The sequence below is a fragment of the Micromonospora sp. GCM10011541 genome (genome assembly GCF_042650725.1).
Taxonomy (GTDB): domain Bacteria; phylum Actinomycetota; class Actinomycetes; order Mycobacteriales; family Micromonosporaceae; genus Micromonospora; species Micromonospora sicca.
On sequence record NZ_JBHSBP010000065.1, the window covers coordinates 1 to 16,324 of the forward strand.

Consider the following 16,324-nt stretch of genomic DNA (forward strand, 5'->3'; position numbering starts at 1 on the left):
GCGCCGATGGTACTGCACTCGGGAGGGTGTGGGAGAGTAGGACACCGCCGGACAATCTTCCAGATGAGGTCACCCTTCGGGGTGACCTCATCTGCGTTTCCGGCCCCAAATCCGCGCACCGGATGAAGGGCACGCCGCGGGCGAGCCGGCGACGTGCCCCGAAAACCGGTCAACGGGTCTGCATGCCCTCGCGGAGCTGACGGAACAGGCCGGCGGCCTGGCCGACGGGACGTCCCGGGAACATCGCCATCACCACGCTGCCGTGGTCGGCCCAGCCGCACACCGCGAAGTCGCCGCCGTCGCCGCTGGTCGTGCCGCACTTCATCACGCCGCCCAGCCGGCCGGCGTCCACCTCCCGCAACCCGGTGACCTTGCCGGTCTCGTCGGCCATCAGGCCGAACAGGCTGTCCAGATCCCGCTCCGGCTGCCAAAGCAGGGTGGTGCCGCCGAAGACGAGCACCGCCCTTCTCGCGTCCGCCGGATCGCTGTAGACGGTGCCGACGCTCTTGTCCAGCTCGATGTCGGCGGCGAAGCCGTCCCGCAGGTAGTCGGCGGTGCTCCGCGCCCGCTCGCTGTCGTCGCGGGTGAGTCCGGCCACCTTCACCGGGGTCGACAGGTCGGTGTCCTTCTCCTGAAACACCCGCCAGCCGCCGGCGCCGAGCGCCCCGAGCCCCGCGAGCCCGGCCACCAGCGCGACGGCGAGCACCAGGCGCCGGCGACGGGACGGCGTACCGGCCCGCTCAGGGCTGCTTTCCGGGTCGCGGCGGCTCAGCTGGATCGGCTCGTCGGTCAGGTCGACCGGTTCGGGCCCGTCGCCGAGCGGCCGCTCGGTGAGATGTGCGTCGGACATGTCCGCCACCGTACGCGAACAACAGGTGGCGCACGTCGGGTCCGCCGAAGCGCTCCGTAGACTTTCAGGGTGACCGAGAGACTGGATGCCCGACGCCCCGACGCCCCGACCCTTGCCGGCCAGTACCAGCCCGGCGAGGTAGAGCAGCGACGGTACGAGCAGTGGGTAGCCGGCGGCCACTTCCGGGCGTCGGCGGAGAGCGACAAGCCCCCCTTCACCATCGTCATCCCGCCCCCGAACGTCACCGGCTCGCTGCACATGGGCCACGCGTTCGAGCACACGCTGATGGACGCCCTCACCCGGCGGAAGAAGATGCAGGGCTTCGAGGCGCTCTGGCTGCCCGGCATGGACCACGCCGGCATCGCCACCCAGAACCTGGTCGAGCGGCAGCTCGCCACCGAGGGCCTGTCCCGGCACGACCTGGGCCGGGAGAAGTTCGTCGAGCGGGTCTGGCAGTGGAAGGCGGAGTCCGGCGGCGCGATCCTCGGCCAGATGCGCCGGCTCGGCGACGCCGTGGACTGGGACCGTGAGCGCTTCACCATGGACGAGGGCCTGTCCCGGGCCGTGCAGACGATGTTCAAGAAGCTCTTCGACGACGGGCTCATCTACCGGGCCAACCGGATCATCAACTGGTGTCCGCGCTGCCTGACCGCCCTGTCCGACATCGAGGTGGAGCACACCGAGGACGAGGGTGAGCTCATCTCGATCCGCTACAGCGACGACGTGGTGGTGGCCACCACCCGGGCGGAGACGATGCTCGGCGACACCGCGGTGGCGGTGCACCCCGACGACGAGCGGTACCGGCACCTGATCGGCACCGAGGTGGCCGTGCCGCTCACCGACCGGCGGATCCCGATCGTCGCCGACGAGCACGTCGACCCGAGCTTCGGCACCGGCATGGTGAAGGTGACCCCGGCGCACGACCCCAACGACTTCGAGATCGGCCAGCGGCACGATCTGCCCGCCCTGACGATCATGGACGAGCGCGGGATCATCACCGCGCCCGGCCCGTTCGAGGGGTTGGACCGCTACGAGGCCCGCCCGGCGATCGTCGCCGCGCTGCGCGAGCAGGGCCGGATCGTGGCCGAGAAGCGGCCGTACGTGCACGCGGTGGGGCACTGCTCCCGGTGCAAGACGACCGTGGAGCCGCGGTTGTCGTTGCAGTGGTTCGTCAACACCGGTCCGCTGGCCAAGGCGGCCGGCGACGCGGTGCGCGACGGCCGGGTCCGGATCGAGCCGGCCGAGCTGGCCAAGCGGTACTTCGCCTGGGTCGACAACATGCACGACTGGTGCATCTCCCGGCAGCTCTGGTGGGGCCACCGGATCCCGGTCTGGTACGGCCCGGACGGCGAGATCGTCTGCGTCGGCCCCGACGAGCAGCCGCCCACCGGCGCGGGCTGGCGCCAGGACGAGGACGTCCTCGACACCTGGTTCTCCAGCGGCCTGTGGCCGTTCTCCACCCTGGGCTGGCCCGAGCAGACCCCGGACCTGGCGAAGTTCTACCCGACCAACGTGCTGGTCACCGGGTACGACATCCTCTTCTTCTGGGTCGCCCGGATGATGATGTTCGGCCTGTACGCGATGGACGGCGTCCAGCCGTTCGACGTGGTCGCCCTGCACGGCATGGTCCGCGACGAGCACGGCAAGAAGATGTCGAAGTCGTTCGGCAACGTGGTCGACCCGCTGGACTGGATCGACCGGTTCGGCGCCGACGCCACCCGGTTCACCCTCGCCCGGGGCGCCAACCCCGGGCAGGACGTGCCGGTGAGCGAGGAGTGGTGCCAGGGCTCCCGCAACTTCTCCAACAAGCTCTGGAACGCCACGCGGTTCGCGCTGCTCAACGGCGCGCACATCGACGGTCCGCTGCCGGCGGCCGGCACCCTGTCGACCGTCGACCGGTGGATCCTGTCCCGGCTGGCGCACGTCACCGCCGAGGTGGACGAGCAGTTCGAGGCGTACGAGTTCGCGAAGGTCTGCGACCTGCTGTACCACTTCGCCTGGGACGACGTCTGCGACTGGTACGTGGAGCTGAGCAAGCCGGTGCTCGCCGGGGGCGGCCCGGCCGCCGCCGCCACCCGCCGGGTGCTCGGGCACGTGCTGGACCAGCTGCTGCGGCTGCTGCACCCGGTGATCCCGTTCGTCACCGACGAGCTGTGGTCCGCGCTGACCGGCGGTGAGACGGTCCTGACGGCCGCCTGGCCGCTGGCCGACCGTACGCTGGTCGACGACGCCGCGGAAGTCGAGGTCGCCACCCTCCAGCGGGTGGTGACCGAGATCCGCCGGTTCCGGTCCGACCAGGGGCTGCGGCCGACCCAGCGGGTCGCGGCCCGGCTGGACGGCCTCGCGCCGGCGGGCATCGCCGCGCACGAGTCGCTGATCCGGTCGCTGGTCCGGCTCGACGCGCCCGCCGAGGACTTCCAGGCCAGCGCCACCCTCGCCATGCCCGGGGAGGTCAGCGTCGCGCTGGACACCCGTGGCTCGATCGACGTGGCCGCCGAGCGGGCCCGGCTCACCAAGGACCGGACGGCCGCCGAGAAGGAGGCCGCGCAGGCCCGGGCGAAGCTGGACAACCCGGCCTTCGTCGGGAAGGCCCCGGAGCCGGTGGTGGCGAAGATCCGCGAACGGCTCGCCGTGGCCGAGGCCGACCTGATCCGGATCGACGCTGCCCTGGAGGCGCTGCCCTCGTGACCGACCGCACCGAATTCGCCGCCGTCGACGCCGCCCTGGCCGCCCGCGGCTTCACCCGCATGCATTTCGAGCTGGAGCGCATCGAGATGCTGCTCGACCTGCTCGGCAGCCCGCAGCGGGCGTACCCGTCGATCCACCTGACCGGGACCAACGGGAAGACCTCGACGGCCCGGATGATCGACTCGCTGTTGCGGGCCTTCGGGCTGCACACCGGGCGCTACACCAGCCCTCACCTGGAGACCGTCCGCGAGCGGATCAGCCTGGACGGGGAGCCGGTCAGCGAGGAGCGCTTCGTCGCCACGTACCGGGAGGTGGAGCCGCTGGCCGAGCTGGTCGACCAGCGCTCCGCCGAACCGCTGACCTACTTCGACCTGACCACCGCGCTGGCGTTCGCCACGTTCGCCGACGCGCCGGTCGACGTCGCGGTGGTCGAGGTCGGGCTCGGCGGCGCCGAGGACGCCACCAACGTGATCCAGGCCGGGGTGGCCGTGCTCACCCCGATCGCGCTGGATCACACCGAGTGGCTCGGCGACACCATCGAGGACATCGCGCTGCACAAGGCGGGCATCATCCACTCCGGCGCGACCGTCATCTGTGCCGCGCAGGAGGAGGAGGCCGCCCGGCCGATCCTGGAGCGCTGCGCCGAGGTGGGCGCCACCGTGGCGCGGGAGGGCGCGGAGTTCGGCGTGCTCCGCCGCTCGGTCGCGGTCGGCGGTCAGGTGCTCGCCATCCAGGGCCTCGGCGGGGTGTACGACGAGATCTTCATCCCGCTGCACGGCGCGCACCAGGCACAGAACGCCGCGGTGGCGCTCGCCGCCGTCGAGGCGTTCCTGGGCGCCGGTGCCAAGCGGCAGCTCGACATCGAGGCCGTCCGGGAGGGCTTCGCCGCGACCAGCTCGCCCGGCCGGCTGGAGAAGGTCCGCAGCGCCCCGACGGTCCTGCTCGACGGCGCGCACAACCCGCACGGGATGGCGGCCACGGTCACCGCGCTGCAGGAGGAGTTCGCGTTCAGCAAGCTGGTCGGCGTGCTGGCCGTGCTCGGCGACAAGGACGCCGCCAGTCTGCTGGAGCTGCTGGAGCCGGTGCTCGACTCGCTGGTGGTCACCGGCAACAGCTCGCCCCGGGCGATGCCGGTGGAGGAGCTGGCCGAGCTGGCCCGGGAGGTCTTCGGGTCGGAGCGGGTGGAGGTCGCCGAGGAGATGCCGGACGCCATCGAGGCGGCGATCGCCGAGGCCGAGTCCGACGTGCCCGGTGAGCTCTCCGGGGTCGGTGTGCTGATCACCGGGTCGGTGGTGACCGTGGCCGACGCCCGCCGGCTGCTGAAGCAATGACCGGCCCGATGGGGGAGCGCCCCGAGGAGGTCGTGCCGGGGCCGGACGCCGGACCGCGGACCGACGCGACGGCCGACCCCCGTGGGCGGCCGGGCTCGACGCCGGCCGCCGGCGGGCCGGAGCCGGAGGAGGCCGGTGGCGGTCCGGTGGCCGGTGAGCCGGGGGAGCGGCGGTCCGGGCTGCGGAACCCGGAGAAGGCGGTACGCGGGCTCGGCGCCGGCACGCTGGCCCTGGAGGCCCTGGTGCTGCTGCTCGCCATCCAGCCGATCCGGGTGGTCGGCGGGGACCTCGGCGGCGCCGCCATCGCCGTGATCGTGGCGCTGGCCGTGGCCTGCGTGGTGCTCGCCGGCCGGATGGGGCGGCCGTGGGCCTGGCACGCGGGCACCGTGGTGCAGGGCCTGCTGATGCTCTCGGGCCTGCTGCACTGGTCGCTGCTGGTGCTGGGCGTCATCTTCGCCCTGGTGTGGGCCTATGCCCTGCACGTCCGCCGGGTCATCCTCGGCTGAGCCGCGGGCCGGGTGCCGTCAGGCGCCCCGCCGTCACGCGTCGGCGAGGGTCCGCCACTGGGTGAGGGCGATGCCGTGCCCGTCCGGGTCGCGGAACGCCGCCGCCCACACCTCCAGCTTCGCGCCCCGGTTGACCACCCGCGGGGCGTACGTGAAGCGGACGCCGGAGCCGCGCAGCCGCTCGTACGCGGCCTGGATGTCGTCGACCTCGAGGTTGACGTGGACCAGCCGCCGGCTGATCGGGGCCGCTTCGGTGACTTCACGCAGCACCAGGCGGGTGGCGCCGGAGGCGAGGACGGCGTTGCCGGAGCCCCGGTCCACCTCGTCGAAGCCGAGGTCCCGGTAGAAGGCCAGCGACCGGGTCAGGTCGGTCACCAGCAGGGTGATGCCGATGCCGCTGATCGGGGCGGCCACCTCGGCGGCGTCGTCGCCCGGGAACCCGAAGACGGCCTCGTCCAGCTCCTCCGCGGTCGGGGGCGCCTCCGGCGCCGGATCGTCCAGCGGCAGGTCGATCGGGTCCACCGGCACCGTCGCGTCGAACCGCTCCTCGGCGGGCGACCGCGGCGCGGGGGTCGTCGCCCGGCGGGGCAGCGGCCCGGTCGCCGGCTGCTCGACCACCGTGCCCTCCAGCACCACCGGGCCGCCCGGGCGCTGGTGCATGACCACCGGTTCGCGTTCCTCGGTCAGCACGGTGACGTCGTCGAGGAGCGGATCCGGCGCGGGTGGGAAGTCGTCGCGGAAGTCGTCCTCCGGGGCGCGGTCGGCCCAGGGCGGCGCCTCCTGTGCGATCAGCACCTCGTCGACCGGATCGGGGCCGGCGTACTCCGGCGGGAGGTCCGCCGTCGCGGCGGCCGTCTCGGCGTGGGTGGGCACCTCGTCCCAGAGGACGCGCACGTGCCGCTGGTCGTCGAGGGCGACCCGGATGGGCAGCGGCTGGCCCAGCGACGGCCACTTGGCGACCGGCACCCGGGGTTCGATGATCTTCTTGGACCGGGGCGGCAACCCGGGGGCGTCGATCACCAGCTGGAGTTCGCAGCGGCCGAAGGCGTACTGCGTGGGGGGCTCGGACGCGCTGTGCACGTGCCCGACGCCGACCACCCAGGTGCGCCCGCCCCCGCGCACCGTGGCCAGGGCGATCGCCAGCACCAGCAGCGCGACGCCGAGGGCCACGATGGCCCAGCTGGTCATCCCCAGCCCGAACAGCACGACGAAGGTCGCCACGGTGCCGAGCACCGCGGCGATCAGCTTCCGCACCGGCGCGATGGGTCGGTTCCCGCCGTTCGCCACAGTGGACCTCCCAGGGTCTAGGGCCAGGCTAGGCCGCAGCGGCGACCGAGGGGAAGAGCGGCCGCCGCGCCAGCGCCGGGACCCGGTCGCTAGGCTGAACCTACCCAGCCAGACCGGCTTCCGCGCACAGGAGGAACCCAGCGTGTCCAGCAGCAGCCCGGATGAGCGCTCGCTCGTACTGATCAAGCCCGACGCGGTCCGCCGCGGTCTGGTCGGCGAGATCGTGTCCCGCTTCGAGCGCAAGGGCCTGCGGATCGACGCCATGGCGATGCGGACGATGGACGGCGACTTCGCCGACCAGCACTACGCCGAGCACGTCGACAAGCCGTTCTACCCGCCGCTGAAGGCCTTCATGACCGGCGGCCCGCTGGTCGCCCTGGTGCTCTCCGGCGACCAGGTGATCGAGGTGGTGCGCGGCATGATCGGCAGCACGGACGGCCGCAAGGCCGCCGCCGGCACCATCCGGGGCGACCTCTCCCTGTCCAACCGGGAGAACCTGGTGCACGCCTCCGACTCGACGGACAGCGCCAAGCGGGAGCTCGCGCTCTGGTTCCCCGAGCTGGCCTGAGCCCGTCGGCCCCGCCCCCGGACCCGGGGGCCGGGGCCGTCCCGTGTGCTCAGCCGGGCAGCCGGGACAGCTTCGCCGGGTTGCCGACCAGGTAGAGGTCCGTGATCCGGCCGTCCGCGGCCGCGATGGCCAGCGTGTAGCGGGTCCCGTCGGGCCAGCGGAGCACCAGCGCCGGCCCGCCGTTGAGCTCGGCGGGGGTCGCCTCGATGGGGCGTCCCCGGCCGTAGAGGCCGGCGAAGAAGCGGGCGATCCGGTCCGCGCCGTGCACCGGGTTGCGCGCCGCACGGACGGCGCCGCCCCCGTCGTTCCAGGAGACCGCGTCGGACGCCACCAGCTCGGCCAACCGGGGCAGGTCACCGTCGCGGGCGGCGGCCAGGAAGGCGTCCAGCAGCCGCCGCTGCTCGGCCGGGCCGGCGGTGAAGCGCCGCCGGCCGTCGGCGATCCGGGCGACCGCCCGGTGGTGCAGCTGCCGGCAGTCGGCCGCCGACCGGTCCAGGATGTCGCCGATCTCCGCGTACGGCAGGGCGAACGCGGTGTGCAGCACGTAGACCGCGCGCTCCGGCGGGGTGAGCCGTTCCAGCAGGTGCAGCAGCGCGACCGACACCGAGTCCCGCAGCTCGGCGCTGTCCAGCGGCCCGAACGGCTCCGCCGCGCCGGTCGGCACCGGTTCGGGCAGCCACGGCCCGACGTACGTCTCCCGGGCGGCCTGCCGGGTGCGCAGCCGGTCCAGCGCCAGCCGGGTCACCACCCGGGACAGGTACCGGCGCGGCTCGGCGACCGACTCCCGGTCGACGTCGAGCCAGCGCAGGTACGCCTCCTGGAGGACGTCCTCCGCGTCGTGCAGGCTGCCCAGCAGCCGGTACGCCAACCCGAGCAGCATCGGCCGGTGCGCCTGAAGCGCACCGGCCGCCTGCGCTGCCGAGGTGCCGGTCACACCTCGGTCGGCGGCTGCGCCTGGCTGGTCACCGCGATCCGGTTCCACACGTTGATTGTGGCGATCGCGACGACCAGATCCGCCAGCTCCTTCTCCGACCACACCTTGGCGGCGGCGTCCCAGACCTCGTCCGGCACGCCGTGCTCGCCGAGCCGGGTGACCGCGTCGGTCAGCGCCAGCGCGGTCCGCTCCCGCTCGTCGAAGAACGGCGCCTCCCGCCAGGCGGCGACCGCGAAGAGCCGCCGGCTGGACTCGCCCGCGGCCAGCGCGTCCCGGCTGTGCATGTCCACGCAGAACGCACAGCCGTTGAGCATCGACGCCCGCAGCTTCACCAGCTCCAGCACCGTGTGGTCGACGTTGGCCTGGACGTACTTCTCCAGCCCGGACACCGCCTGGTACGCCTGCGGCACGACGGCCGCCATGTCGATCCGACTCATTTCCGGCCTCCCTCGATAACGGCTACACGCGTACGACGGGAGACCGCGCCGCCGACGTGACAGCGGACGGCTGTGACGGTGGTCATGCCCCGGCGATCCACCAGTGGTCAGCCGCGGTTCCCCCGCCGGCCACCCGCACCGCCGGAACACCTCATCTGCGCCCGGTAGACCACTGGTGACCGACTTCCATCGGAGGGGACAGATGACTGCTCTCGATCGACGTACCCTGCTGCGGGCCGGACTGGCGACGGGCGCCGGACTGGCCGGCGGTGGCCTCCTCGGCGGTGGCCCGGCCGGCGCCGCGGCGGCCTGGCGCCCGTCCGGCCGTCCGGTGCTCACCCACGGCGTGCAGAGCGGCGACGTGACCGCCGAATCGGCGCTGGTCTGGACCCGTGCCGACCGGCCGAGCCGGATGGTCGTCGAGGTGAGCCGCCGCCCCGACCTGCGCGGCGCCCGGCTGCTGCGCGGCCCGGTGCTGGACCCGTCGACGGACTTCACCGGCCGGGTGCGGCTGCGCGGGCTGCCGGCGGGCGAGCGGCTGCACTACCGGGTGCGGGTGACGGACCTGGACCGGCACGGCGTGGCCAGCGAGCCGCTGGTCGGGGCGTTCACCACCGCCCCGGGGCATCATGACCGCCGCGACGTGCGGTTCGTCTGGACCGGTGACATCGTCGGGCAGGGCTGGGGGATCAGCCCGGACTTCGGCGGGATGAGCATCTTCCGGTCGATGAGCGCCGTCCGGCCGGACTTCTTCCTGTGCAGCGGCGACACCGTGTACGCCGACGGCCCGCTCGCCGAGAGCGTGTCGCTGCCCGACGGCCGGATCTGGCGCAACCTGGTGACGCCGGAGAAGACCAAAGTCGCCGAGACCCTGACCGAGTACCGGGGGCAGTTCGCCTACAACCTGCTCGACGAGCACCTGCGGGCGTTCGCCGCCGAGGTGCCGCAGGTCAACCAGTGGGACGACCACGAGGTGCTCAACAACTGGTACCCGGGGGAGATCCTGGACGACGCCCGGTACACCGAGCGGCGGGTGGACGTGCTGGCCGCCCGGGCCCGGCAGGCGTTCCACGAGTGGCTGCCCGTCCCGGACGCCGGGCCGATGTACCGGCGGCTGTCGTACGGCCCGCTGCTGGACGTCTTCGTGCTCGACATGCGGACCTACAAGGACCCGAACGACGGCAACACCTACGCCGACCGGAACCGCGGCCTGCTCGGGCGGGAGCAGCGGCAGTGGCTGATCCGGGAGCTGAGCCGGTCCCGGGCGACCTGGAAGGTGATCGCGAACGACCTGCCGCTCGGGCTCGTGGTGCCGGACGGTCCGGGCGCCCAGGAGGGGGTGGCGCAGGGCGATCCGGGGGCGCCGGCCGGGCGTGAGCTGGAATTCGCCGAGGTGCTGGGCGCCGCCCACCGGGCCGGGGTGACCGGCATCGTCTTCCTCACCGCGGACGTGCACTACACCGCGGCGCACCACTACGACCCGGCGCGGGCGGCGGTGCGCGACTTCACCCCGTTCTGGGAGTTCGTCTCCGGCCCGGCCCACGCCGGCGCGTTCGGCCCGAACGCCCTGGACGGCACGTTCGGTCCGCAGGCCGTGTTCACCCACGCCCCGCCCCGGGCCAACACCTCGCCGGCGGAGGGCTTCCAGCATTTCGGCGAGGTCGCGATCGACGGCGCGTCGGGCGACCTCACCGTCCACCTCCGCGACCGCGACGGCGTCTCTCTCTGGACCACCACCCTCCCCGCCCCCACCCGCTGACCCGCCCTCCCCTGACCCCGCCCTGGTTGACCATGAAGTTGTTGCCGCGACACGCCGTGGGTCACCGAACAACTTCATGATCACCGGGGCGGGGCGGGGCGGGGCGGGGCGGGGCGGGGCGGGGCGGGGCGGGGTGGGACGGGGGTTGGGGCGGGGGCGTCCGCAGCGCCCCCGCTCCTGCTGGTGATCGCCCCCAGAGGCACGGCCCGTGATTACTCGGCGGCGATCTCCGTTCCCGATCGAGTACGCTTGTCGCACACAGGCGACGACCCGGCCATCACCGGTGAGCCTCCGGAAGAACAGCCGGGTGACCGGCCCAGTAGAACCGGACGGGACGGCCCGTCACAGCCGGCCAACGAGCGGGCGGTCGCACCTTGACCGTCAAGCGGGGTGGTACCGCGGGCCTGCCCCGGGACGCCGGACGGCGTACCGGAGAGGGCTCGTCCTCGCAGACCACAGATGAGTGAGCTGCGCGAGGAGAGCGACCCCCGATGGCCTATCCGTTGCACGACCCGACCGCCGCCGGTGTCCCGGCGAGCCCGGACCTGCCCGCGGTCGAGCGCCGGGTCCTGGAGCACTGGACGGCCGACAAGACCTTCGAGGCGTCCGTCGAGGCCCGCCCGACCGGGGAGAACGGCAAGAACGAGTACGTCTTCTACGACGGCCCGCCGTTCGCCAACGGCCTGCCGCACTACGGCCACCTCTTCACCGGGTACGTCAAGGACGTGGTGCCCCGCTACCAGACCATGCGGGGGCGGCACGTCGAGCGGCGCTTCGGCTGGGACTGCCACGGCCTGCCCGCCGAGGTGGTCGCCGAGAAGCAGCTCGGCATCACCAGCAAGGCGGAGATCCTCGACCTCGGCGTGGCCCGGTTCAACGAGGCCTGCCGCACGTCGGTGCTGGAGTTCACCCAGGACTGGGAGCGGTACGTCACCCGGCAGGCCCGCTGGGTCGACTTCGCCAACGACTACAAGACCCTCGACCTGGACTACATGGAAAGCGTCATGTGGGCCTTCAAGACCCTGCACGACAAGGGTCTGGTCTACGAGGGCTTCCGGGTGCTGGCGTACTGCTGGCGGTGCGAGACGCCGCTGTCGAACACCGAGACCCGGATGGACGACGTCTACAAGGACCGGCACGACCCGACGCTGTCGCTGTGGTTCGAGCTGACCCCGGACGAGAGCGCCCCGGAGCTGCTGCGCGGGCCGGTGCAGCTCGGCGTCTGGACCACCACGCCGTGGACCCTGCCGTCGAACCTGGCCCTCGCCGTCGGCCCGGACATCGAGTACGCGGTGCTGGAGCGCGACGGGTCCCGCTACCTGGTGGGCGCCGCGCGGCTGGCCGCGTACGCCAAGGAGCTGGAGGGGTACGAGCAGGTCGGCACGGTGTACGGCCGCGACCTGGTCGGGCGCCGCTACACCCCGCTGTACGACTTCCTCGTCGAGCAGGCCGGCCCGAACGCCTACCAGGTGCTCGGCGCGGACTTCGTCACCACCGAGGACGGCACCGGGATCGTCCACCTGGCCCCGGCCTTCGGCGAGGACGACCAGAACGTCTGCAACGCGGCCGGCATCCCCACCATCGTCACCGTGGACGACCACACCCGGTTCACCGCGCTGGTCCCGCCGTACCAGGGCGAGCAGGTCTTCGACGTCAACAAGTCGGTGATCCGCGAGCTCAAGGAGCGGGGGGTGGTGCTCCGGCAGGACACCTACACCCACTCGTACCCGCACTGCTGGCGCTGCGACACCCCGCTGGTCTACAAGGCGGTGTCGTCGTGGTTCGTCGCGGTGACGCAGTTCAAGGACCGGATGGTCGAGCTGAACCAGCAGATCAACTGGACCCCGGGGCACATCAAGGACGGCTCGTTCGGCAAGTGGCTGGCCAACGCCCGCGACTGGTCGATCAGCCGGAACCGGTTCTGGGGCTCGCCGATCCCGGTGTGGCGCTCCGACGACCCGAGCTACCCGCGGGTCGACGTGTACGGGTCGCTGGCCGACATCGAGCGGGACTTCGGCGTACGCCTGACCGACCTGCACCGGCCGGCGGTGGACGACCTGGTCCGGCCCAACCCGGACGACCCGACCGGCCGGTCGATGATGCGTCGGGTGCCGGAGGTGCTGGACTGCTGGTTCGAGTCCGGCTCGATGCCGTTCGCCCAGGTGCACTACCCGTTCGAGAACGCGGACTGGTTCGAGCACCACTACCCGGGCGACTTCATCGTCGAGTACATCGGACAGACCCGCGGCTGGTTCTACACCATGCACGTGCTGGCCACCGCGCTGTTCGACCGGCCGGCCTTCCGCAACTGCCTCAGCCACGGCATCCTGCTCGGCTCCGACGGACGCAAGATGTCCAAGAGCCTGCGCAACTACCCGGACGTCTACCACGTCTTCGACGCGTACGGGTCGGACGCGATGCGCTGGATGCTGATGTCCTCGCCGGTGCTGCGCGGCGGCGACATGGCGGTCACCGAGGCGGGCATCCGGGACGCCGTCCGGCAGGTGCTGCTGCCGCTGTGGAACGTCTGGTACTTCTTCTCGCTCTACGCCAACGCCGACGGGTACCAGGCGCGTCGCCGCACCGACTCGACGCACCTGCTCGACCGGTACGTGCTGGCGAAGACGAACGAGCTGGTCACCACCGTCCAGGGGCAGATGGAGACGTACGACATCTCCGGCGCCTGCGCGACCGTCCGGTCCTACCTGGACGCGCTGACCAACTGGTACGTGCGGCGCTCGCGGGACCGGTTCTGGTCGGGCGACGCCGAGGCGTTCGACACCCTGTGGACGGTGCTGGAGACGCTCTGCCGGGTGCTGGCGCCGCTGGCGCCGCTGACCGCGGAGGAGATCTGGCGCGGCCTCACCGGGGAGCGGTCGGTGCACCTGACCGACTGGCCGGAGGCCACGGAGTTCCCCGCCGACCACGACCTGGTCGCCGCGATGGACGCCGTCCGCGCGGTAGCCTCGGCGGCGCTGTCGCTGCGCAAGGCGAAGGGCCTGCGGGTCCGGCTGCCGCTGCCGAAGCTGACCGTGGCCTCGCCGGTCGCGGACCAGCTCCGGCCCTTCGTCGACCTGGTCGCCGACGAGGTCAACGTGAAGGCGGTGGAGTTCACCGACGAGGTGTCCGCGTACTGCCAGCAGGTGCTGACCGTGGTGCCCCGGGCGCTGGGCCCGCGGGTCGGCAAGCAGGTGCAGCAGGTCATCAAGGCGGTCAAGGCGGGGGAGTGGGAGCTGGTCGACGGCGCCCCGGTCGCCGCCGGCGTCACCCTCGCCGAGGGTGAGTACGAGCTGCGGCTGGTCGCCGCCGACGCCGAGCACTCCGCGCCGCTGCCCGGCGGCGAGGGCGTGGTGGTGCTGGACACCGAGGTCACCCCGGAGTTGGCCGCCGAGGGGCTGGCCCGCGACGTGGTCCGGGTGGTTCAGCAGGCCCGCCGCGACGCCGACCTGGACGTCTCCGACCGGATCGTGGTGTCGGTGTCGGCCTCCGAGGAGGTCCGGGCGGCGGTCTCCGCGTACACCGACTTCGTGGCCCGGGAGGTGCTGGCCGACACCGTCGACTTCGCCGACGGGATCGACGGCGCCGACGGCTTCACCGGTGAGGTCGGCGAGGGCGAGCGGGTGACGGTGGTCGTGCGGCGGGTATGAGGTGACGGCGGGTGGTCCGGCGGCGTGCCCGCCGCCGGACCACCACCGGCGCGGCAGGCCACCCGATCGGGCCGACGCGACCCCGTCCGCTACCGTGACACCGCCTGTTCACGTACGACCGCCGGAGGACCAGTGCCCCTGCTCTACACCATCGGCAAGCTCACCGTGGCGCCCGCGCTCCGGTTGGCCTTCCGTCCGCACGTGGAGGGGTTGGAGCACATCCCGGCGACCGGTGGTGCGATCTTCGCGGGCAACCACCTCTCCGTCGCCGACGAACTCCTGCTCGGCACCGTCGTGCCCCGGCACCTGGCCTTCTGGGCCAAGTCGGAGTACTTCAAGGGCACCGGCGTGAAGGGCGTCTTCTCCAAGTTCGTGCTCACCGGGCTGGGCGCCATCCCGGTTGAGCGGGCCGGCGGCCGGGCGGCGCTGTCGGCGTTCGACGCCGCCATCCCGGTGCTCAAGGCCGGCGACCTGGTCGCCGTCTACCCGGAGGGGACCCGCTCGCCCGACGGCCGGCTCTACCGGGGGCGGACCGGTGCGGCCCGGCTCGCCGTGGCGGCCGGCGTGCCGATCATCCCGGTCGGCGTGACCGGCACCGACAAGGCGCAGCCCATCGGCGCCCGGGTGCCCCGGCCCGGTCGGGCCGAGATCGGCATCCGGTTCGGCAAGCCGCTGGACTTCACCGGCCGCTCGGACGACCGCACCTCGCTGCGGGAGATGACCGACGAGCTGATGGCCGAGATCCAGAAGCTGACCGGCCAGGAGTACGTCCCGCGCTACGCCCCGCCGCGCGCCCACCCGCCGATCGCGGGGGAGCCCGGCGCCGTCTGACCCGTCACGGCGGGTCGCTGCCCCGGCGCTTCTCCTGAGCGACCACCGCGTCGAGGTCGGCGAGGCGGTCCATCTGCTTCATGGTGCGGGCCATCCGGGCGTTGCCCGGGATGCGGTCCCGGTTGCGGGACAGGAACGCCCAGTAGCCGGCGGTGAACGGGCAGGCGTCCTCGCCGAGCCGCTTCCGCGGGTCGTACCGGCAGCCGCCGCAGTAGTCGCTCATCCGGTTGATGTACGCGCCGCCGCCGACGTACGGCTTGGTGGTCATCCGGCCCAGGTCGGCGTACTGGCTCATGCCCACCACGTTGCCGGTCATCACCCACTCGTAGCCGTCGACGAAGCGGGTGTGGAACCACTCGACCAGTTCGGCGGGGCGCCAGCCACGCTGGAGCGCGTAGTTGCCCAGCACCATGAGCCGGGGAATGTGGTGCACCCAGGCCCGGTCCCGGACCCCGGCGAGCACGTCGGAGAGGCAGTGCGCGTCGACCGCGTCCGCGTCCAGGTCGTTCCACCAGCCCGGCAGCGACCGCCGCGCGCCCAGCTCGTTGCTGGTGCGCCAGCCGGCCTCGAAGTACCAGTAGGTGTGCCAGATGTAGTCCCGCCAGCCGAGGATCTGCCGGACGAAGCCCTCCACGCTCGGCAGTGGCGCGCCCTCCCGGCGGTACGCCCGCTCCGCGCCGCGGACCGCCTCCATCGGGTCGAGCAGGCCCAGGTTGAACGAGGAGGACAGCATGCTGTGCGCCAGCCAGGGGTCGGTCGACAGCATCGCGTCGTCGTACGGGCCGAACGCGGCGAGCCGGTGCCGCAGGAAGTGCCGCAGCCGGGCCTTGGCCTCCTTCGTGGTGGCCGGGAACCGGCGCGGGCCGTCCCGGCCGACGAACCGGATCCCCTCCCGCTCCCAGCGGTCCAGGTCGGCCCGGACCTCGGCGTCGATGTCGTCCTCCTTCGGCATCGGCGGCGCCGGCACGTCGAGCTTCCCGTCCTTCGGCGGCGGCTCGCGGTTCTCAATGTCCAGGCTCCACCGGCCGCCGGCCGGGTCGCCGCCGTCCAGCAGCACCCCGTGGTGCTCCCGGGCGAACCGGTAGAACGCCTCCATCCGCAGCGCGCCCCGGCGCCGGTCGGCCCACTCGGCGAAGTCCGCCAGGCTGGTCACGTAGCCGCGCTCCGGCAGCACGGTGACCCGGTCCAGGCCGCGGACGAAGTCCAGGGCGCGCCGCGACGTGGGGTGGCAGACCTCCAGCGGCTCGCGGACCTTCCGCAACGCCTGCCCGTACGTCTCGGCGCGCAGGAAGACGGCCTGGTCGCCGAGTTCCGCGGCGCGGTGCCGCAGCGCGGACAGGATCAGGTGGGCCTTCTGCCGGTGGTGGACGCGGCGTCGGAAGACCGCCTTCGACTCGATCAGCAGGACCGGCTGCCGCCGGTCGTCGAGGAAGTGCGGTCCCAGCTGATCGGCGAACAGCCAACGCCGCGACATGTCCTGATTGTG

The 16,324-nt window shown here is 72.8% G+C and carries 12 protein-coding genes; 7 read left to right on the forward strand and 5 right to left on the reverse strand.

Going from position 1 to position 16,324, the window contains the following annotated elements; genetic code table 11:
• Positions 1-169: 169 nt before the first annotated feature.
• Complete coding sequence (locus ACFOYX_RS26950) at positions 170-850, reverse strand: hypothetical protein (protein WP_322444029.1); 681 nt, start codon at positions 848-850, stop codon at positions 170-172.
• 69 nt (positions 851-919) lie between these two features.
• Between ACFOYX_RS26950 and ACFOYX_RS26955 the strand changes: the two genes are divergently transcribed.
• The 3 genes from ACFOYX_RS26955 to ACFOYX_RS26965 are packed head-to-tail and all read left to right on the forward strand — an operon-like array spanning position 920 to position 5,375.
• Positions 920-3,538, forward strand: coding sequence for a valine--tRNA ligase (locus ACFOYX_RS26955; protein ID WP_322444028.1), 2,619 nt, complete (start codon positions 920-922; stop codon positions 3,536-3,538).
• Positions 3,535-4,869, forward strand: coding sequence for a folylpolyglutamate synthase/dihydrofolate synthase family protein (locus ACFOYX_RS26960; RefSeq protein ID WP_322444027.1), 1,335 nt, complete (start codon positions 3,535-3,537; stop codon positions 4,867-4,869). Before ACFOYX_RS26955 ends, ACFOYX_RS26960 begins: the two co-directional genes overlap by 4 nt.
• A gap of 8 nt (positions 4,870-4,877) precedes the next feature.
• A complete protein-coding gene (locus ACFOYX_RS26965; protein ID WP_322444026.1) occupies positions 4,878-5,375 on the forward strand; it encodes a DUF4233 domain-containing protein in 498 nt (165 codons plus the stop codon).
• Between the two features lie 33 nt (positions 5,376-5,408).
• On the opposite strand, the gene ACFOYX_RS26970 is transcribed toward ACFOYX_RS26965, so the two are convergent.
• A complete protein-coding gene (locus ACFOYX_RS26970; RefSeq protein WP_322444025.1) occupies positions 5,409-6,662 on the reverse strand; it encodes a VOC family protein in 1,254 nt (417 codons plus the stop codon).
• A 142-nt stretch (positions 6,663-6,804) separates the two neighbouring features.
• Here ACFOYX_RS26970 and ndk point away from each other — a divergent pair, with 142 nt between their 5' ends.
• Positions 6,805-7,230: a nucleoside-diphosphate kinase gene (ndk, locus tag ACFOYX_RS26975; protein WP_322444024.1), complete on the forward strand. Its 426-nt coding sequence runs from the start codon at positions 6,805-6,807 to the stop codon at positions 7,228-7,230.
• A gap of 49 nt (positions 7,231-7,279) precedes the next feature.
• Here ndk and sigJ read toward each other — a convergent pair whose 3' ends face one another.
• Both sigJ and ACFOYX_RS26985 read right to left on the reverse strand, forming a co-directional pair.
• A complete protein-coding gene (sigJ, locus tag ACFOYX_RS26980; RefSeq protein ID WP_377534513.1) occupies positions 7,280-8,212 on the reverse strand; it encodes an RNA polymerase sigma factor SigJ in 933 nt (310 codons plus the stop codon).
• On the reverse strand, positions 8,161-8,601 hold the full coding sequence (locus ACFOYX_RS26985; protein WP_322444022.1) for a carboxymuconolactone decarboxylase family protein: 441 nt from the start codon (positions 8,599-8,601) through the stop codon (positions 8,161-8,163). Before ACFOYX_RS26985 ends, sigJ begins: the two co-directional genes overlap by 52 nt.
• Positions 8,602-8,803: 202 nt before the next feature.
• Between ACFOYX_RS26985 and ACFOYX_RS26990 the strand changes: the two genes are divergently transcribed.
• The 3 genes from ACFOYX_RS26990 to ACFOYX_RS27000 all read left to right on the forward strand — a co-directional run bounded on the left by ACFOYX_RS26990 (position 8,804) and on the right by ACFOYX_RS27000 (position 14,838).
• Positions 8,804-10,360 (forward strand): alkaline phosphatase D family protein, encoded by a 1,557-nt coding sequence (locus ACFOYX_RS26990; RefSeq protein WP_322475180.1) that lies wholly within the window; start codon positions 8,804-8,806, stop codon positions 10,358-10,360.
• A 491-nt stretch (positions 10,361-10,851) separates the two neighbouring features.
• Positions 10,852-14,007, forward strand: a complete 3,156-nt coding sequence (gene ileS, locus ACFOYX_RS26995) for an isoleucine--tRNA ligase (protein ID WP_322443795.1) — start codon at positions 10,852-10,854, stop codon at positions 14,005-14,007.
• A gap of 132 nt (positions 14,008-14,139) precedes the next feature.
• Positions 14,140-14,838, forward strand: a complete 699-nt coding sequence (locus ACFOYX_RS27000) for a 1-acyl-sn-glycerol-3-phosphate acyltransferase (protein ID WP_109805367.1) — start codon at positions 14,140-14,142, stop codon at positions 14,836-14,838.
• Between the two features lie 4 nt (positions 14,839-14,842).
• Here ACFOYX_RS27000 and ACFOYX_RS27005 read toward each other — a convergent pair whose 3' ends face one another.
• The gene (locus tag ACFOYX_RS27005) at positions 14,843-16,312 is read right to left on the reverse strand and encodes a cryptochrome/photolyase family protein (protein ID WP_322443794.1); all 1,470 of its coding nucleotides are present in this window, start codon (positions 16,310-16,312) and stop codon (positions 14,843-14,845) included.
• Positions 16,313-16,324: the final 12 nt, after the last annotated feature.

Bases quoted from the DNA above. Each gene is read 5' to 3' on its own strand.
- ACFOYX_RS26950 (WP_322444029.1), bottom strand. From the start codon at position 850: ATGTCCGACGCACATCTCACCGAGCGGCCGCTCGGCGACGGGCCCGAA.
- ACFOYX_RS26965 (WP_322444026.1), top strand. From the start codon at position 4,878: ATGGGGGAGCGCCCCGAGGAGGTCGTGCCGGGGCCGGACGCCGGACCG.
- ACFOYX_RS26985 (WP_322444022.1), bottom strand. From the start codon at position 8,601: ATGAGTCGGATCGACATGGCGGCCGTCGTGCCGCAGGCGTACCAGGCG.
- ACFOYX_RS26990 (WP_322475180.1), top strand. From the start codon at position 8,804: ATGACTGCTCTCGATCGACGTACCCTGCTGCGGGCCGGACTGGCGACG.
- ileS (WP_322443795.1), top strand. From the start codon at position 10,852: ATGGCCTATCCGTTGCACGACCCGACCGCCGCCGGTGTCCCGGCGAGC.
- ACFOYX_RS27005 (WP_322443794.1), bottom strand. From the start codon at position 16,312: ATGTCGCGGCGTTGGCTGTTCGCCGATCAGCTGGGACCGCACTTCCTC.